General features: G+C 70.9%; 14 protein-coding genes and 1 pseudogene. 7 read left to right on the top strand and 8 right to left on the bottom strand.

The features are described from left to right. Window positions 1-78: 78 nt before the first annotated feature. The 4 genes and pseudogenes from AB0G74_RS13370 to AB0G74_RS13355 all read left to right on the top strand — a co-directional run bounded on the left by AB0G74_RS13370 (window position 79) and on the right by AB0G74_RS13355 (window position 7,145). Window positions 79-1,362, top strand: a complete 1,284-nt coding sequence (locus tag AB0G74_RS13370; protein ID WP_361144744.1) for a glycosyltransferase — start codon at window positions 79-81, stop codon at window positions 1,360-1,362. Next, window positions 1,359-3,374, top strand: a complete 2,016-nt coding sequence (locus AB0G74_RS13365; protein ID WP_361144596.1) for a glycosyltransferase family 39 protein — start codon at window positions 1,359-1,361, stop codon at window positions 3,372-3,374. Before AB0G74_RS13370 ends, AB0G74_RS13365 begins: the two co-directional genes overlap by 4 nt. Window positions 3,375-3,499: 125 nt before the next feature. Next, window positions 3,500-4,219: pseudogene (locus AB0G74_RS13360) on the top strand (polyprenol monophosphomannose synthase); the annotation flags it as partial. 406 nt (window positions 4,220-4,625) lie between these two features. Further along, complete coding sequence (locus tag AB0G74_RS13355; protein ID WP_361144593.1) at window positions 4,626-7,145, top strand: galactose oxidase early set domain-containing protein; 2,520 nt, start codon at window positions 4,626-4,628, stop codon at window positions 7,143-7,145. 12 nt (window positions 7,146-7,157) lie between these two features. On the opposite strand, the gene AB0G74_RS13350 is transcribed toward AB0G74_RS13355, so the two are convergent. The 3 genes from AB0G74_RS13350 to AB0G74_RS13340 all read right to left on the bottom strand — a co-directional run bounded on the left by AB0G74_RS13350 (window position 7,158) and on the right by AB0G74_RS13340 (window position 10,297). Next, a complete protein-coding gene (locus tag AB0G74_RS13350) occupies window positions 7,158-7,763 on the bottom strand; it encodes a TetR family transcriptional regulator (protein WP_361144741.1) in 606 nt (201 codons plus the stop codon). A gap of 94 nt (window positions 7,764-7,857) precedes the next feature. After that, on the bottom strand, window positions 7,858-9,567 hold the full coding sequence (locus AB0G74_RS13345; protein ID WP_361144590.1) for an MFS transporter: 1,710 nt from the start codon (window positions 9,565-9,567) through the stop codon (window positions 7,858-7,860). A gap of 133 nt (window positions 9,568-9,700) precedes the next feature. Continuing rightward, window positions 9,701-10,297 carry a TetR/AcrR family transcriptional regulator gene (locus AB0G74_RS13340; protein WP_361144587.1) on the bottom strand — a complete coding sequence of 199 codons (597 nt, stop codon included), beginning with the start codon at window positions 10,295-10,297 and terminating at the stop codon, window positions 9,701-9,703. A gap of 154 nt (window positions 10,298-10,451) precedes the next feature. Between AB0G74_RS13340 and AB0G74_RS13335 the strand changes: the two genes are divergently transcribed. Beyond that, window positions 10,452-10,877, top strand: coding sequence for a RidA family protein (locus AB0G74_RS13335; protein WP_361144584.1), 426 nt, complete (start codon window positions 10,452-10,454; stop codon window positions 10,875-10,877). 59 nt (window positions 10,878-10,936) lie between these two features. Further along, window positions 10,937-12,034: an alkene reductase gene (locus AB0G74_RS13330; protein WP_361144581.1), complete on the top strand. Its 1,098-nt coding sequence runs from the start codon at window positions 10,937-10,939 to the stop codon at window positions 12,032-12,034. A 162-nt stretch (window positions 12,035-12,196) separates the two neighbouring features. Here AB0G74_RS13330 and AB0G74_RS13325 read toward each other — a convergent pair whose 3' ends face one another. Continuing rightward, window positions 12,197-12,892 carry a hemolysin III family protein gene (locus AB0G74_RS13325; RefSeq protein ID WP_361144578.1) on the bottom strand — a complete coding sequence of 232 codons (696 nt, stop codon included), beginning with the start codon at window positions 12,890-12,892 and terminating at the stop codon, window positions 12,197-12,199. Between the two features lie 260 nt (window positions 12,893-13,152). Here AB0G74_RS13325 and AB0G74_RS13320 point away from each other — a divergent pair, with 260 nt between their 5' ends. Then, on the top strand, window positions 13,153-14,991 hold the full coding sequence (locus AB0G74_RS13320) for a phosphoenolpyruvate carboxykinase (GTP) (RefSeq protein WP_361144738.1): 1,839 nt from the start codon (window positions 13,153-13,155) through the stop codon (window positions 14,989-14,991). Window positions 14,992-15,152: 161 nt separating this feature from the next. Here the strand turns inward: AB0G74_RS13320 and AB0G74_RS13315 are convergent, their stop codons facing one another. From AB0G74_RS13315 to AB0G74_RS13300, 4 genes are all read right to left on the bottom strand, one after another. Beyond that, window positions 15,153-15,614 carry a hypothetical protein gene (locus AB0G74_RS13315; RefSeq protein ID WP_361144576.1) on the bottom strand — a complete coding sequence of 154 codons (462 nt, stop codon included), beginning with the start codon at window positions 15,612-15,614 and terminating at the stop codon, window positions 15,153-15,155. 58 nt (window positions 15,615-15,672) lie between these two features. Continuing rightward, complete coding sequence (locus AB0G74_RS13310; protein WP_361144573.1) at window positions 15,673-17,472, bottom strand: alpha/beta hydrolase; 1,800 nt, start codon at window positions 17,470-17,472, stop codon at window positions 15,673-15,675. A 7-nt stretch (window positions 17,473-17,479) separates the two neighbouring features. Next, window positions 17,480-17,935: a hypothetical protein gene (locus AB0G74_RS13305; RefSeq protein ID WP_361144570.1), complete on the bottom strand. Its 456-nt coding sequence runs from the start codon at window positions 17,933-17,935 to the stop codon at window positions 17,480-17,482. Window positions 17,936-18,108: 173 nt separating this feature from the next. Next, window positions 18,109-18,492, bottom strand: a complete 384-nt coding sequence (locus tag AB0G74_RS13300; RefSeq protein WP_361144568.1) for a hypothetical protein — start codon at window positions 18,490-18,492, stop codon at window positions 18,109-18,111. Window positions 18,493-18,589 lie beyond the last annotated feature (97 nt).

Genomic DNA, 18,589 nt, shown 5'->3' with positions numbered 1-18,589 from the left:
TGCGCGCAGGGGGTTCCAAGGGGGGACTTCGTGCTCTTATCGGTGTTCGTCGTGGCCGTATCACTGGCCCTGTTCGGGATGGCGGTCTTCACGCTCTGGTGGCAGATGCACGCCTGGCGTACCCCGGAGATACTGGCCTCCACCAGCTTCGACCGGCCGGAAGGCGAGGTCGGGCTCTCCTTCTCCCTCCTGCTGCCCGCCCGGCACGAACAGGCGGTTCTCCAGCACACCATCGAACGGCTGCTGGAGTCGACCCACAGCAACTACGAGATCATCGTGATCGTCGGCCACGACGATCCGGAGACCACCGCCGTCGCGGTACGCGCCGCCGAACGCGATCCGCTGCGAGTCCGGGTGATCACCGACACCCATGAGAAGAAGAACAAGCCGAAGGCGCTGAACACCGCCCTGCCGCACTGCCGGGGCGACATCGTGGGCGTCTTCGACGCGGAGGACCAGGTCCACCCCGAACTCCTCGCCCATGTCGACCACGCCTTCACCACCACCGGCGCCGATGTCGTCCAGGGCGGCGTCCAGCTGATCAACTTCCACTCCAGCTGGTACAGCCTGCGCAACTGCCTGGAGTACTTCTTCTGGTTCCGCAGCAGGCTCCATCTCCATGCCGAGAAGGGCTTCATCCCGCTCGGCGGCAATACCGTCTTCGTCCGGACCGAGGTCCTGCGGGAGGCCGACGGCTGGGATCCCGACTGCCTGGCCGAGGACTGCGACCTGGGCGTACGCCTCTCCTCCGTGGGCAAGAAGGTCGTCGTCGCCTACGACAGCGACATGGTCACCCGCGAGGAGACCCCCGACACCCTGATGAGCCTGCTCAAGCAGCGCACCCGCTGGAACCAGGGATTCCTCCAGGTCTACCGGAAGAAGGACTGGAAGCAGCTCCCGGGCCGCAGACAGCGGGCCCTCGCCCGCTACACCCTGATGACGCCCTTCCTACAGGCGTTCACCGGCGTGATCATTCCACTGAACGTCGCCATCGCGCTCTTCTTCGACGTCTCCGTCGGTGCCGCGATGGTCTCCTTCCTGCCCGCCGTCACCGCCGTGATGACCTTCATCTTCGAGGTGGTCGGACTCCATGACTTCGGCAGGCAGTACGGGCTCCGGGTCCGGTTCGTGCACTACCTCAAGCTCGTCGTCGGCGGCCCCTTCTACCAGATCCTGCTGGCCGGTGCGGCGCTGCGGGCCGTCTGGCGGGAGCAGCGGGGCCGTAACGAATGGGAGCTGACCAGCCATATCGGCGCCCATCTCACCGAAGCCGCGCCCACCGCGCCCACCGCGCACCCCGCGCCCGCCGCTGCCGCTGTGACGGCCGCCGGTGCCGAGACCCGAGAGGACGCCCGCCGGTGACCACGACCCTCCCCAGCCCCGACGAGACGACTCCGGACGACACGGCACCGGACCAGTCCGGCCCCGGCCGGACGGCCCGGCGGACCGCGCGGGCCACCACCCGGACCGCGACGGCGACGGCGACCACGACCGCCCCCGGGGCCAAGACCGAGGCCGGGACCGGGACCAAGGCCGGTGCCAAAACTGCGACTACGGCCGAGGCCAAGACCGCGATCGCGGCCGAGTCCGTGCCGCCTGTGGTGCCTGTCGCGCCCGCCGCCCGGACCACCCGTACCGCCCGGTTACGGACCGAGCCCAGACCCGTCATACGCTTCCGCTCCTCCCGCCCCGACCTCGCCGTCTGCCTCGGTCTGCTGGTGGTGATCGTCCTCGTCCAGGGCTGGAACATCACCGGCTTTCCCGCCCTCTCCGACGACGAGGGCACCTATCTCTCCCAGGCATGGGCCGTCCAGCAAGGCGAGGGCCTGGCCCACTACACCTACTGGTACGACCATCCGCCCCTCGGCTGGCTCCAGATCGCCGGACTCACCTATCTCCCGGCCCTGTTCTCGCCCGAGTCGATGAACGTGGCGACCATGCGGTACACGATGCTGCTGATCAGCGCCATCAGCGCCGTACTGGTCTATGTCCTCGCCCGGCGTCTCTTCCTGCCCCGCTGGGCCGCCGGGGTCGCCATGGCCGCCTTCGGCCTCTCCCCGCTGTCGGTCCACTTCCAGCGGGAGCTGTTCCTCGACAACATCGCCGTGCTGTGGATGCTGCTGGCGTTCTGCCTCGCGGCGTCCCCGAGCCGCCATCTGTGGCACCAGTTCGCCGCCGGGCTCGCGGGCGCCGTCTCCGTACTCTCCAAGGAGACGATGCTGCTCGTCCTGCCCGCCCTGCTGGTGACGCTCTGGACCCACAGTCACCGCCAGACCCGTAAGTTCGTGGTGACCGGGGCCATCACGTCCTGCGCGCTGGTCGGTCTCTCCTATCCGCTGTACGCGCTCCTCAACAACGAGCTGTACGCCAGCGGGAACCACGTCTCCCTCTTCGACGGCATCCATTACCAGCTCAGCCGCCCCGGCTCCGGATTCATCCTCGACGCGGGCTCCGGCTCCCACAAGACGTACGAGTCGTGGCTCTACTACGACCCGATCCTGCCGCTCGCCGGGGTCGCGGCGGCCGTACTGCTGCTGGTGGTACGCCGCCGTTCGGTCACCGCCCGCGCGGTCGCGGGACCGGCGCTCGCCGTGGCGATCCTGACCCTGGTGGCGTTCCGGCCCGACGGCTATCTGCCCGCCATGTACGTGATCCAGGCGCTGCCGTTCCTGGCGCTGGTCCTGGCGGGCGCGGCGGCCAGCGCCGTCCACGCGATCCTGTACCGGGGCCGGGCCGCCGCCGCGTCCCCGGAGCCGACCACCGGCAGCAGCACCGACACCGAGGCCGACGCCGACGCCGACGCCGTGGACGGGACGAAGGCCGGGGATTCCGGGGCCGGTACGACGACGGCGCGCCGGTTCCGGCCCGATCCGCGCCGCACCCTGGTCGCCGCCCTGGCCCTGACGGTCGCCGTCGCCGTCGTCCCCGCCTGGGCGGCGGGCAACCACGACGCCCTCACCCAGGACGCCAACCGGCACTACCGGGCCGCCGCCGCCTGGTTCGAGACCGAGATCGACGACCCGGCGGCCACCCGGGTCCTGGTGGACGACGCGCTCTGGCTCGACCTCGTCCACGACGGCTACGAGCCGGGCACCGGGGTCATCTGGTTCTACAAGGCCGATCTCGACCCCGCGGTGATCGAGGCCATGCCGCGCGGCTGGCGCGATATCGACTACGTCGTCTCGTCCCAGACGGTCCGCCGGGACGCGCCGACCCTCCCCACCGTCGAGGCGGCCCTGGCCAACTCCACCGTCGTCGAGGTCTACGGCACCGGGGACGACCGGATCGAGATCCGCCGGGTGGACGACCGGGCGGGCACCACCGGTACCGCCCCCGGTACGGGCAGGCCGCCGACCGCCGGAGGCGCCCTGTGACCGGCCACCCCCGTACGACCACCGGCGAACACACGGAACCCGGCCCGGGCGCCGGAACGTACCCGCAATCCGCCCCGGGCGGCGGTGAGCGTACGGAACGCGGACCGGGGGACCCGGCCGCACCCGTGCCCGCCGCCGTCACCGTCGTCGTCCCCACCTTCAACGAGTCCGGGAACATCCGTGAACTCCTCCACCGGCTCGGCGAAGCACTGCCCGCCCGGCGGCCCTGTGCGGTGGTCTTCGTCGACGACTCCACCGACGACACCCCCGAGGTGATCCGGGGCGCCGCCGGTGACCGGCCCTTCCCCGTCACCCTGATCCACCGCGACACGCCCCACGGCGGGCTCGGCGGCGCCGTCGTCGAGGGCCTGCGGGCCGCCGAATCCGAGTGGATCGTCGTCATGGACGCCGATCTCCAGCATCCGCCGGACCTCGTTCCCGAACTGGTCGCCACCGGCGAGACCACGGGCGCCGATCTCGTCGTCGCCAGCCGCGCCCTGCCCGGCGGCAGCCGGGCGGGACTGGCCGGTGGCTACCGCGTCGCGGTCTCCCGGACCGCCACCCTGCTCACCAAGGCCCTCTTCCCGCGCGCCCTGCGCGGCATCAGCGACCCGATGAGCGGCTTCTTCGCGATCCGCCGGACCGCCGTCACCGCGGCCGTCGACACCGGGTCGCTGCGCCCGCTGGGCTACAAGATCCTGCTGGAGCTGGCGGTACGGCTGCGGCCCCGGGCCGTCGCCGAGGTGCCGTTCGTCTTCCGGGAGCGGTACGCGGGCGAATCCAAGTCCACCCCGAAGGAAGGCATCCGCTTTCTGCGGCATCTGATCGGGCTGCGGTGCTCCGCCGCCGGAGCCCCGGCCGCCGGTTCGCCGTACGCGGCGGGGGAGGGCCGGGCGTTCCGCCGTACCGCCTGAGCCGTGTGCCGTGCGCCGACCCGAACCGATTTGCCGTACGCCTTCGGAGCCCCGAGCCCCGAGCCCCGAGCCCCGAGCCCGAGGCGCGAAGCCCGGCGTACGGCCCCGGACCCGGCGCCGTACCGCCCACCCATCCGCTCGACCTCCGAGATCCGCGACCCGAGATCCCTACGACTTCGAACCCGCCCCGCCCGCCGCCCGGCCCGTCTCCCGATCCCGGCGGCCCGCCCAGACCCGGCGGCCGGTGAGCCCCGGCCGCCGCCCCGTCCCGTGAGAGCCGCCTCCGGGACGGCACCGATGTGCGAGAGCACCGAACGCAACAGGGAAGGAGGACCGCATGCCACCTGCGATACGCCGCCGCAGAGCCTCCGCGCTGCTGGCCGTCGCGGCGATGAGCGCCGCGCTCCTCGTCACCTCGCCCACGCCCGCGACCGCCGGGCCCAATCTGATCCGCAACCCCGGCTTCGAGACCCCCGGGGGACCGGGTAGCGACGGCCTGCCCGAGTGCTGGCACAAGGCGGGCTGGGGCGACAACGACGTCACGTACCAGACCGTCGCCGACGCCCGGACCGGATCCGCCGCCATGAAGGTCTCGCTGACCCGCCGGGTGTCCGGCGACCGCAAGGCGCTGATCTCCGAAAGCCCGGTCTGCGCCCCGGCCGTCGTCCCGGGCCGTCAATACGATCTGTCCCTCTGGTACAAGAGCACCACACCCGACACCGCCGTTACCCTCTTCCGGCGTGACACCGTCAACGGCTGGCAGTACTGGACGGATCTGATGTCCCCGCCCGCCAGCCCGACCGCCTACGCGCGGGCCGAGGTGCGCACCCCGGCGATCCCGCCGGGCACCGACCGGATCGCCTGGGGCGTGTCGGTGTACGGGATCGGCTCCGTGACCACCGACGACTATGTGATGGAGGAGGTCGGGGTCCCGGTACCGCAACCGGGCTGTACCGGTACGGCCGAGGAGTGCGCCCGGGGCCGCTGGGACGTACTGCCGACCCAGAACCCGGTCCGTTCGATGCACTCGGTGGTGCTGAAGAACGGCAAGGTGCTGGTGATCGCGGGCTCCGGCAACGACCCGCTGGCCTTCGCGGCGGGGACGTTCACCTCGGCCGTGTACGACCCGGCCAACGGTTCCTGGCGGCAGATCCCCACCCCGGCCGATCTGTTCTGCGCCGGTCACGCGCAGCTCGCCGACGGCAAGATCCTGATCATGAGCGGGAACAAGGGCTATCCGACGGCCGACGGCAGGCTCGGCTACCAGGGCCTGAAGGACTCGTACCTCTTCGATCCGGACACCGAGCGGTACATCCGCACCAACGACATGCACGACGGCCACTGGTATCCGTCGGCGACCGTGCTCGGCAACGGTGACGTGATCTCCTTCGGCGGGCTGAAGGAGGACTCCACCGGCAATGTGACGGCGGAGAAGTTCTCCGCCGCGCAGAACCGCTGGCTGCCGATCAACCAGGTCAACCAGACCTGGTCGTACTGGGGCCTGTACCCGTCGATGATCCTCATGCAGGACGGCCGGCTCTTCTACTCCGGCAGCCATGTCTTCGGCAACGGTACCCCGGGCACCGGCGCCTCGATCTACGACTACGACCGCAACACCATCACCGACGTCCCGGGGCTCCAGAACAAGGACGAACGCGACCAGTCGGCCAGTGTGCTGCTGCCGCCCGCGCAGGATCAGCGGGTACTGACCATCGGCGGCGGCAACAACGAGCGCAACCCGGTCGCCAACCGGCTCACCGACATCATCGACCTCAAGGAGCCCAGCCCCCGCTACCGGGCGGGCCCGCTGCTGCCGCAGGGCGAGGTCGACCAGGGGCAGGGCCGCCGCCCGCAACGGGGCGCCGAGGGCAAGATGTACGTCTCCGCCGTACTGCTGCCGGACGGGAAGGTCTTCGAGACCGGCGGCGGACTCCACGACCGGGCCGACCCGGTGTTCGAGGCGTCCATGTTCGACCCGGTGACCAATACGTACCGGGCGAACATGGCGAGGGACCCGATCCCGCGCGGCTACCACTCGTCGTCGTTCCTGCTGCCCGACGGCCGGGTGATGTCGGTGGGCGACAACCCGGGGAACAACAGCTGGAACCACAACGTGTCCGTCTACAGCCCGCCGTATCTCTTCAAGGGCGCCAGGCCGGAGATCACCGCCGTCCCGGACAACCGCTGGAACTACGGCGACACCCAGCGGATCACCGTCAACCGGCCGATCGCCAAGGCGGAGCTGATCCGGCCCGCGGCGGTCACCCACTCCTCCGACCCCAACCAGCGGTTCGTGGATCTGCCGCTGACCGTGCACGGGGGCAACCAGATCGACCTCAATGTCACCAGCAACCCCAATCTGGCGCCCCCCGGCTGGTACATGCTCTTCGCGGTGGACGCCAACGGGGTGCCGTCGGTCGCCAAGTGGGTCCAGCTCGGCGGTGCCGCCGCGGCGGCGAAGGCGAGCGGGCACCACGGCCACGCGCCCGCGCCGAATGTCCACGAGTTCGCGGACGCGCTGGAGAAGCCCGCCAAGCCGAAGCTGAGGAAGCGGGACTCGGCACCGGTCAGCCCGAAGATCGCGGGCTGTGAACCGGCGTACGGGACCCCGGGTGTCTGCGTTCCCGTGACGTTCCCGAAGTCGGTGGCGGCGACCCCCGAGGCCCGCTGCGCATGGCTGGCGCAACGGGACTTCGGGGCGTTGAAGGTCAACGGCCGGGCGGATCCGCTGGGTCTGGACCGGAACAAGGACGGCCGGGCCTGCGGAAAGGGCGACCTGCGGACCGTACCGAAGTCGAAGCCGAAGCCCGAGCCCCGGCAGCAGGAGGAGAGCCCGCCGGGGCACGGCGGGCACTGACCGCGACAGGAACTAGCGAGCGGGGGAGGGGCCCTCGGGACGCAGCCGCAGACCACCGCGGAGCTGCCCGAGGGCCTCGTCCACCACGGCCATCAGATCGCCGCCGTGGCCTCGCTCGGCCCACACCAGCAACGCCTCGCGCAGTACGCCCGTCACCGCGGCGGCGAAGACCCGGGGGCGCAGATCGTCCCGGTCGATCCCGTCGCGGTCGGCGAGCGCCCTGATCAGTACCTGGGAGGTCTCCGCCATGGTCTCGGTCATCCGGGCCCGTACCGCCGGAACCTCCAGGATCAGCCGGGTGCGTTCGACGACCGCGTCCCCGTCGGCGGCGGCGAACACGGCGAACCCCTCCCGGAAGACGATCATCAGCGACTCCAGCGGGTCCTCGTCGGCGGGCCTGGCCCGCAGCAGCCGCTCCAGCACCGGATCGAACTCGTCGGTGAGGACGATGTCCTCCTTGGTGGGGAAGTAGCGGAAGACCGTCGAGGGGGAGACCTCGGCCGCGCGGGCGATCTGCTCGACCGTGGTCGCCTCGTACCCCTGTTCGGCGATCAGCCGGTACGTCGCCTCACGGATCGCGGTCCGGGTCTTCAGCTTCTTCCGCTCGCGCAGACCCATCCGCGGCGGGGCGTCCGGCTCCCCGGCCGACGGCCCCCGCGCGCCGGGGGACGACGATCGGCCTGCGGATCCGGGTGCGATGACGGTCATGGGGTCATTGTGGGGCATCTGTCCCCGGCGTATCCACGGCCGTACGACCCTCCAGGCCCGGCCTGCCCGCCGGATCGGCTCCCGCCGGGCTCCGGTCCGGGCCCGAGTCGGGGCCCGGGTCCGGGGCCGTCCGGTACGCCGCTTCCCGGCCCGCCTCCCGGGCCGTGCCCTTCCACGCCGTGTCCTCCCGGGCCGTGCCCTTCGACGCCGTGCCCTTCCGTGCCGGGGCGAGCGCCGCCACCGCCAGCGCCGTGGCCAGTGCGGCGATCCCGCAGACCAGCAGGGTCAGGGACATGCCCCGGGAGAAGGCTCCGTCGGCGGCCCGGGCCAGTCCCGGATCGCCCAGTTCGGCGGCCACCCGGTGGGCCCCGACCACCGACTCCTCGGCCCGTCCCGCGACCGCTTCCGGCAGCCGGGAGGTGTCCAGCCGGGCCGCGAAGACGGCGGCCAGCAACGATCCGAAGACCGCGACCCCGACCGCCGCCCCCGCCTGGCGGAGCGTCAGCAGCAGGCCGGAGCCGCTGCCCGCGCGATCGGTGGGAAGCGAACCGAGGGCGGTGTCCATGGCGGGCACGATGGCGAAGCCGAAGCCCAGCGAGAGCACCGAGAGCCAGAGCGCGACGAATCCGTAGCCGTCGTCCGGGCCGCCCCGGCTGCCGAGGAACGCGGCGAAGGCGAGCACCACCAGACCGGCCGACATCACGGCGTACGGTCCGAACCGCGCGGCCAGCGGCGGTACGGTCTTCGCCGCCGCGACCGGCCCGAGCATCAGCGGCAGCATCCGGACCCCGGTCCCCAGCGCGTCGTACCCGAGCACGGTCTGCAACTGGAGCGGCAGGGTGAACAGCAGCCCGGAGGCGACCAGGGTGACCAGGGTCGCGGTGAGCGCCGGAAGCAGGAAGGCCCGGTCGGTGAGGAGCGCCAGATCCAGCATGGGCCGTACGGAACGCCGCTCCCGGCCGACGAGTCCGGCGACGGCCGCCGCCCCGAGCGCGAACGCGCCGACCACCAGCGGATCGCCCCAGCCGCGGACCGGCGCCTCGATCACCCCGAAGACCAGCGCGCCGAGCCCCAGGACCGTCGCGGCGGTCGCCACCGGGTCGACCCGGGGCGCGGCCGGGTCCCGGGACTCGGGGAGCAGCAGCAGGCACGCGGCGATCCCGAGCGCCACCATCGGCACGTTGAGCAGGAAGATCGAGCCCCACCAGTAGTGGTCCAGCAGCCAGCCGCCGAGGATCGGCCCGAGCGGCATCCCCAGCGCGGAGGCGGCCGAGACGGCGCCGACGGCCTTGGTCCGCTCGGCGGGCTCGGTGAAGAGGGTGGGCAGTACGGAGAGCGCCAGCGGCATCACGAAGGCGCCGCCGACTCCCATCACCGCCCGGGCCGCGATGACGGTGGCGACATCGTCCGCGAACGCGCCGAGCACCGAGCCCGCGAGGAAGATCCCGAGCCCGGCCAGCAGGGTACGGCGGCGGCCGAACCGGTCACCGGCGAGCCCGGCCGGGAGCATCAGGGCGGCGAAGGCGACGACATACGCGTCGGCGGTCCACTGCGCCTCACCGGTGGAGGCGCCCAGATCGTCGGTGATCGCCGGCAGGGCGACATTGAGGATCGTCAGATCGAATCCGAGTACCAGCATGCTCGTCACGAGCGCGCCCAGGGCCCACCAGCGCCGGTCCACGACGGCCACCTCCGCAGAAGATCTGAAAGTCACTGTTAAATGACAGTAACTCTCAGAATCCCTTGGAGGTCAAGGCGCCCGGGGCGGAAACGCCGGACGGCCGTGGCGCGCTGTGCGCCACGGCCGTCCGGCGGTGAGGGTGATCCGGGCTGTCGGGCCCGCCCGTTCACTCCGCGCCGGGCCGGGGCCGCAGGCCGAGCATGACGTGCTGGACGAGTTCGGCACTGCGCCTGACGGCGTCGTCGCCGAAGCCCAGGAAGTGCCGGTAGTGGATCGGCGCGTAGAGGAGGTCGATCATGACGTCGGTGGGCACGTCGGAGCGGAGCTCCCCGGCCGCGACGGCGGAATCCAGCCGGGCCCGGCACTCCGCGATGCTGGGTTCCAGGATCGTCTCGCGGAACGCCTTCATCAGCGCTGGGTCGTTCTGGGCCTCGCCCAGGACGCCCTTGAACGCCTCGCTCATCCTGCCGGTGATCAGCCGCTGGCTCACCGCGGTGATCTGGGTCGTGAGGTCGGCCGTGATGTCACCGGTGTCGGGGAAGCCGAAGTCGTCGCCGAGTTCCTCGTTCATCGCCTCCAGTACCACCGCGCCCTTGGAGGGCCACCAGCGGTAGATCGTGGGCTTGCCCACGCCGGCTTGGGCGGCGATGGCCTCGATGGTCACCTTCGCGAAGCCCTTGCGGCTCACCAGGTCGAAGGCCGCGCCGAGGATCGCCAGGCGGGCACGCTCGCTGCGCCGTTCACTTTTCGGGTCGGGGGTCATGGGTCTCACCTTAGCGCCCGCGTGACGTTACGTTTCGTTTTGACAAAGGCCCCCGGGTGATCTAGCGTCCGTTGACGTTACGGAACGTTCCGTAACGTGAGTCGGGTGGGGTCCGTTTTCGGGCTGCCTGCCCGGAGGAACACAGGGGAGAGATATGCGCGTCGAAGAGAGCGTGGCCACCATCGGGCGCGTCGAGAAGATCGCGACCCGACCGGACTGGTACGCGCCGTACCGGATATCGCAGGCCGTTCGGGCCGGCGGCCTGGTGTACGTATCCGGGCAGGCGGGCTTCGAGGAGGAGGGGGCGACCGTCGGCGGCGGATTCCTGGAGCAGGGACGGCAGGCGTTCAGGAATGTCGAACGGGTACTGGACGCGGCCGGCCTGACGTTCGCGGATGTGATCAAGGTCGGCATCTTCGTCCGGGACATGGCGGCGAACCTCCCCCATGTGATCGCACTGCGCGGCGAGTTCCTGGCCGAGCCCTACCCCGCCGACACCCTCGTCGAGGTCGTCTCGCTGGCCCGGCCCGACTGGCAGATCGAGGTCGAGGTCATCGCCCTCGACCGGAGCGCCGCATGAGCGCCGGGGGCGGGGCGGGGCGGGTGCGGGGCACGGAGATACCGGCAGAGGGAGTGGACATGCGGGAGTTGCTGAAGCCGTACCGCGCGGGTCGCCTCGACTTGGCGAACCGGATCGCGATGGCACCGATGACGCGCGGCCGGGCCGACGACGCGACGGGGGTGCCGAGCCCGCACGCGGCGACGTACTACCGGCAGCGGGCCGGAGCCGGGCTGCTGATCACGGAGGGCGTGTACGTCAACGCGCTCGCCAAGGGCGGTCCCGGTATCCCGGGCCTGGTGAGCGACGCACAGGTGCGCCGCTGGCGGGATGTGACGGCCGCGGTGCACGCCGAGGGCGGCACGATCTTCGCCCAGCTGTGGCACGTCGGGCGGATGACCCATCCGCTGACGCTGCCGCCCGGCGAGCTGCCGGTGGCTCCGTCGGCCGTCGCCATCGAAGGGCAGCGGATCTTCACCCGGGACGGGCTGCTCGATCATGTGACCCCGCGTGAGCTGATGGTCGGCGAGATCGTCCAGACCGTACGGGACTTCGCGTCCGCCGCCCGTCGCGCGATCGAGGCCGGCTTCGACGGTGTGGAGATCCACGGCGCGAACGGCTACCTGATCCAGCAGTTCATCGCGGACAACACCAACCTGCGCACGGACCGGTACGGCGGCTCCGTCACCGGCCGGCTGCGATTCGTGACGGAGGTCGTCGAGGCGGTCGTCGCGGCGGTCGGCGCCGACCGGGTGGGGCTGCGCGTCTCGCCGGACAACGCGGAGAACCAGCTCGCCGAGACCGACGCCCCTACCACGTACCGCACGCTGGTCGACGCGCTGGACCCGCTGGGCCTGGCCTATCTGCACGTGCTGGAGAACGGTGCATACGGAGCTGTCGCGGACCTGCGGACGCGCTGGTCGGGCACGCTGGTCGCCAATACGAACGGTCCGGTGCCGAGCAGCCCCGGCGCGGGGGCGCGGCTGGTGCGGGACGGCCACGCGGATGTGATCGCCCTCGGCCGCCTGTTTATGACGAACCCGGACCTGCCCGCCCGCCTCGCCCAGGGCACCCCGCTCGCGGGGCCGCCGACGGAGAACGTCTACGGGGGTGGGGCGGAGGGCTACACCGACTACCCGGCCGCGTCGGACGACTCCCGGGTCCCGGCGGTCGCGTAGCGTCCGTCGGCGCGCGGGCCGACCGCCACCGGGACCCGGCCGGTCGGCCCTTCGCCCCACCGCCACGCGGTGGGGCGAAGCCCTGTCACGGTTCGCGCGGATGTCCGGCGCGTACGGGCGGCCCGGCGCCGGTCTCCCGGCCGGCTCGCCGGGCCCGGCTGTCTATGCCTGGTAGGCGACGAGGGAGATGCCCACGTAGTGGACGACGAAAGCCGCCAGGGTGAAGGAGTGGAAGACCTCGTGGAAGCCGAACCAGCGGGGTGACGGGTTGGGCCGCTTGATCCCGTACACCACCCCTCCGGCGCTGTAGAGGAGCCCGCCGACGATCACGCAGATCAGGACCGCTATCCCGCCCGCCCGCAGGAAGTCGGGGAGGAAGAAGACCGCGACCCAGCCCATCGCGATGTAGCAGGGCGTGTAGAGCCAGCGGGGCGCTCCCACCCAGAACACCCGGAACGCTATCCCCGCCACCGCCGCCGCCCAGACCGCCCACAGGAGGGGCCGGGCGGTGGAATCCGGGAGCAGCAGCATCGTCAGCGGGGTATAGGTGCCCGCGATGATCAGGAAGATATTGGCGTGGTCCAGCCGGCGCAGTACGGCCTGTCCGCGCGCCGACCAGTTCCCCCGGTGGTAGAGGGCGCTGATGCCGAACAGGAGGCAGGCGGTCAGCGTGTAGATCGCGCAGGCCAGCCGGGCACGCGGCGAGCCCGCGAAGGCGGTCAGGGCGAGTCCGGCGACCAGAACGGCCGGGAACATTCCGGCGTGCAGCCAGCCGCGCAGTTTCGGCTTCACCGGAAGTGGCGACGGTATCGCGGTCGCCGGGGTCGCGTCGGGCGCGTCGGGCGCGGCAAGCGTCATAAGTCGATGGTAGCCAGCGCCCGCTCCGTCCGGTACGCCCGCCCGGATGGCGGTATCGGAAGGGCCCCGTGCGAGGGCATCGTCACACGTGGCGATGCTCACGTGAGAGGACCCCTGGACAGATGGGCACTCGCCACCCGATGATCAGATGAGTGCGGTCGGCACCGGATGAGCGCGGTACGGCATCCGGGTCGCAGCCCCCACGGGGCAGACAGTTCACCAAGAACCCTCGACAAGGAGCGATCGTGGCGCGCGACGCTGTGCTCTCCGGGAACGCCCCCCACAGCCCCGGGGCCCTCGGCACCCTCCCCACCAATCACCAGGAGCTCATCGCCTGGGTCGACGAGATCGCGTCGATCACCCGGCCCGACCGGATCGTCTGGTGCGACGGCTCCGAGTCGGAGTACGAGCGCCTGTGCGAGGAGCTGGTGGCCAAGGGCACCTTCACCAAGCTCGACCCCGTCAAGCGCCCCAACTCGTACTACGCCGCATCCGACCCCACCGACGTCGCCCGGGTCGAGGACCGCACCTTCATCTGCTCCGAGAAGGAGGAGGACGCCGGACCGACCAACCACTGGAAGGCCCCGGCGGAGATGAAGGAGATCTTCACCGGCGCCGACGGCATCTTCCACGGCTCGATGCGCGGCCGGACCATGTACGTCGTCCCGTTCTGCATGGGCCCGCTGGGCTCCCCGCTCTCCGCGATCGGCGTCGAGATCACCGACTCCGCCTACGTCGCGGTCTCCATGCGGACCATGACCCGGATGGGCCGGCCCGTCCTCGACGAACTCGGCTCCGACGGCTTCTTCGTCAAGGCCGTCCACACCCTCGGCGCCCCGCTCGCCGAAGGCCGGGCCGATGTCCCGTGGCCGTGCAACAGCACCAAGTACATCTCGCACTTCCCCGAGACCCGGGAGATCTGGTCCTACGGCTCCGGCTACGGCGGCAACGCCCTGCTGGGCAAGAAGTGCTACGCCCTGCGGATCGCCTCAGTGATGGCCCGGGACGAGGGCTGGCTCGCCGAGCACATGCTGATCCTCAAGCTCACCCCGCCGCAGGGCGCCCCCAAGTACGTCGCCGCCGCCTTCCCGTCCGCCTGCGGCAAGACGAACCTCGCCATGCTGGAGCCGACGATCCCCGGCTGGACCGTGGAGACCATCGGCGACGACATCGCCTGGATGCGGTTCGGCGAGGACGGCCAGCTGTACGCCATCAACCCCGAGGCGGGCTTCTTCGGCGTCGCCCCCGGCACCGGCGAGCACACCAACGCCAACGCCATGAAGACCCTCTGGGGCAACGCCGTCTTCACCAATGTCGCCCTCACCGACGACAACGACATCTGGTGGGAGGGGATGACCGAGCACACCCCGGCCCACCTCACCGACTGGAAGGGCAACGACTGGACGCCCGCGACCGGCACCCCGGCCGCGCACCCCAACGCCCGGTTCACCGTCCCCGCCGAGCAGTGCCCGACCGTCGCCCCCGAGTGGGAGGACCCCAAGGGCGTACCGATCTCGGCGATCCTCTTCGGCGGACGCCGCGCCTCCGCCGTACCGCTGGTCACCGAGTCATTCAGCTGGCAGCACGGCGTCTTCCTCGGCGCCAATGTGGCCTCCGAGAAGACCGCCGCCGCCGAGGGCAAGGTCGGCGAGCTGCGCCGCGACCCCTTCGCCATGCTGCCGTTCTGCGGCTACAACATGGGCGACTACATGGCCCACTGGATCAAGGTCGGCCAGAGCGCCGACGCGGCCAAGCTGCCGAAGATCTACTACGTCAACTGGTTCCGCAAGAACGACCGGGGCGAGTTCGTCTGGCCCGGCTTCGGCGAGAACAGCCGGGTCCTGAAGTGGATCGTCGAGCGCCTCGACGGCCGCGCCGAGGGCGTGAAGACCCCGATCGGCGTACTGCCCACCGCCGACGCCCTGGACACCGATGGGCTGGAGCTGTCCGAGGAGGACCTGGACTTCCTGCTGACGGTCGACCCGGAGATCTGGCGCGAGGAGGCGGCCCTGGTCCCCGAGCACCTCAACACCTTCGGCGACCACACGCCCAAGGAGCTGTGGGACGAGTACCGCGCCCTGGTGGCCCGCCTGGCCTGACCCACCCCGAGACCGGGGACGGGCGCGCACGAACGCGTCCGTCCCCGAGCGGCGGTCCTGCCGACCACACCGCCCTGACCTGTGGAGTTGTCCTCCCGGTCCGCCGCCCCCGGCCCCCGGCGCCTACCGACCAGGCACCGGGGGCCGAGGTGTGTCCCGGCTCAGTAGCCCTCGACCTTCTCGCCCTCGGGCACCTCGTAGCAGCCGGAGACCACGTACAGGCTGATGCTCGGCCGCTCGTCCTTGGCCTTGTGGACGATATTGACGCCGAACTTCCTCTTGTCGTGATCCGCCGTCAGATTGAGGTTCTTGTTCCGGCTGCTGTCGGGCCCGTACTCGACGACCTTCCAGCCATGAGCGGGCAGCTCTGTCCTGAGTCGCTCCATGACACCGGCCAGCTGCTCGGGGGACTCGGGGAAGAAGTTCACCGGGTGGAACGTCCGGAAGTACTTCTCGGGGTCCTCTCCGTTGTCGCACTCGGTGATCCTGACGCCGCCGGGGGACTGCTCGCCCTTGATCTTGATCAGGCCGAGCAGCTCCGCGGCCACCAGTTCCGTTTCCTCCCTGGCGTCGTCGAGGCCGCTGATACCCGACGAGGGCAGAGGATTGTCAGATTCGCCCATACCGCATCCCGTGATCAAAGCGAGTGCCAGTCCCAGCGAGAGCGCCGCGACCGGTTTCCTAGTCTTCAAGCTTCACGTTTCCGTAGTTGCCGACGACGACCTCCGCCTGGTTCTGCAGTGACTGGGTCCCGGCCTTCCAGTAGTTGCTGTGGTCCTTGGTGTCCGTGGTCATCTGGTTCGCCCCGAACAGGCCGTCGCTGGGGACGATCCCGGAAGCCACGTGATTGCCGATGATCTGGACGCCGCCGTGGGAGAAGCCGCCGATATCGGGCACGATGTCCCCGGGTGCCTCCTGATTCCAGACCCGGCCCTTCGGCACGTCCAGCTCCTCGGCCTTGCCCACCTGCATTCCCGGGCTGCCCGCGACCACCACGTCATCGGCGTTGAGATCGCCCTGCCGGGCGGCGGAACCGATCACCGTCGAGCCGTAGGAGTGGCCGATGACCGTGGTGTGCCCCGGCCCTTCGGCGGTTCTGGAGGATTCGACCCCGTCGAGGAACCGGTTGAGGGCCGGTGCCGCGTCATTGGCGTAATGACTGAAGGGGGCGTCCTTCACGGGGTGGTCGGGCGCGTCGTAGCCGATCCAGGTGATGGTGGCGACGGACTGACCCTTGGCCGCGGTGTTCGCGGCCTCCCACAGGGTCGTCATCCGGCTGATGTCGCCCCCGGCCTTCTCCAGGCTCGCCCCGGTACCGGGGACGTAGACCGCCGTATGGTCGGCCGTATCGGGATTTCCATTGGCGATGATCGCCCGCCCGTCGCCTTCGGCGCTGAAGCCCAGCAGATACGCCTGCGGCAGCCCCTGCGTCCCCGTGTCGTCGAAGCGCTCGCCGATCCGGTCCATCCCCTTGAGGGCCTTGGTCAGCCGCTCGTGATCCTCACCGTATTTCTTGTACCAGTCCTGGTATTCGTCCGTCCGCACCTTCACCGGGAGGCGGCCCCCGTTGATCCAGGTGTACTTGTTCTCCGGCGCGGGCGGGATCTGGCTCAGCGACAACCGGTACTCGCCCTGCTTCTGGGCCAGCACCGTACGGTTCGCCTCGTCCCGGACATCGGACGGAAGGCCGTCCAGCGCGCCGATACCCGCCGGGTTCATCGAGATCAGCGCGTTCCGCTCCTCGTCCGTCAGACCGCGCCACCACTCCGCGTTCCGGGCCGGAGAGGCGTCCTTCGGCGCGCCCTCGATCGTCGCCAGATACGTCCCGGCCGCCTCCCGGACCCCGCCGGTGTCGGCCGTGGTGTCCGTCCAGTCCCGGGCCGAGACGGTCAGATCGTCGTCCGCCTTCAGCGCCCGCAGCTTCGGGGCCCACTTCCCGTCGGCGGCGGTGGCCTCCGCCAGCGCCCTGCTGATCTGCACCGCGATGTCATAGGCGGGGCCCGCGTAAGGATTGGGGTCGATATAGGCGGCCTGGCGGCCGATTCCGTAGGACACCGGGTGGTCGACCTCGGGACCCCGGACCGAGCCCGCTTCGGGGATCTTGCCGTCGACCTTGTCCGGGCCCGCCGGATAGGTGACCGTCCCGTCGTCGTTCACCGAGAACTTCCGGGCCTCGGCGTCCGCGAGCGCCGCGTCCAGCTTCTGTTTGGCGGCGGCCAGGTCGAAGGCGAAGCCATGGAGGGCCGTACTGATCACACCGCATTCGACCTGGGTGTACTGGAAGTTCTTGCCCAGCTCCCGGATCTCGCCGAGCGCCGCGTCCAGGGCCTCGCCCTTCAGGCCGGCCTTGCGCATTCCGGCGATCACGCCGCTCTCGATCTGGTCCTTCGCCGACTGGGCCATATCCGCGAGGGCGCGGTAGCCGTCGGCGGCGCCCTCGAACGCGGCGGGCTTCAGGGCCCTCAGGGTCTTCAGGTCCATGGTGCCGTCACCGGCCCGTCGGTGCGCCGGCGTCGTCGCGGTCCGCGAACTCCGCCCGCACCCTGTCGACTTCGGCCTTCACGGCTTCATCGGTCAGCAGCAGATCCCGGCCGACCTGCTCCAGAATCCCCTGGAGGCTGCCGCAGCGGCGGCCGACCTCCTCGGTGTACTTCTTCCAGGAGGCATGGACCTCCTGCTGGGCCGCGGCCGTCAAACAGCCGGTGGTGTCACCGAGACCGGTCTGCCCGGTCTCCGCCTTGCCGGACGCGGTGCCGATGTTCTTCCGTAAGGAGCCGATGCCCTCCCCGGCCGCCAGCCATGCCTGCCGACTGGACTGCACCCCGCCCGTGACCAGGCTCGTCGCCGGGCCGCTGTCGTCCGGCGGCACCCCGTTCAGCTGCATCCCGGGCGCGTTCCGCCCCGCCACGTCCGCCTTGATCTGCTCCCACTCGTCCCATGCCATGCGTGCTCCCCCGGCCGCAGCCTTCCTGACACGTACACCCGCAGAATTTCCCCGACCCTACCGGCCGTCCGGGGGCCGCGCCGGTGCCTGTGGACAATTGCCGGGACCCCGCCCCCACGACGGGGGACGGGGTCTCGGTTCCCTGCGGTTCCCGGGATTCCGGGCCGTACGCCTCAGGCGACGGCCAGGCGCAGTTCGTCGATGGCCGCGGCATGCGCGTCCATCCGCTCGGCGGCCAGGATCGCCACCGTGGTGTCCGCCCGGGACGCGGCCACGACCAGGGCGCGCCCCGCCAGGGTGTGCGCCCTGCGGTGCAGCGCCGCCGGGTCGGTACCGCTCAGGGCGGTGTGCCGGGCGGGCGGTGCCCCGCGCAGCCGGGCGACCTCGGTCGCGATCCGGTCGGCGGCGGAGTCCAGGGCCAGCTCGTCGGTGACGGCCAGCAGTGCGGAGAGATGGCCGGCGAGCTGGATGTCCAGCTCCTCCTCGCGCGATCGATGAGGGTACGCGGGATTTTCGGCCATCGAGTGGACAGACCTGGTGCGGATCGGCTCGTACATGAAGATGGCCTCCTGCTCACTGTCAGGAGACCATCCTACCTTGGATTCAGTCTAAAGTTCGCCGAAGTCGGAAAAAGGGCTCCGAGCTGCCGGAACG

The organism is Streptomyces sp. NPDC020875 (assembly GCF_040641415.1).
Lineage (GTDB): Bacteria > Actinomycetota > Actinomycetes > Streptomycetales > Streptomycetaceae > Streptomyces.
This window is presented reverse-complemented; position numbering and strand designations above follow the sequence as displayed.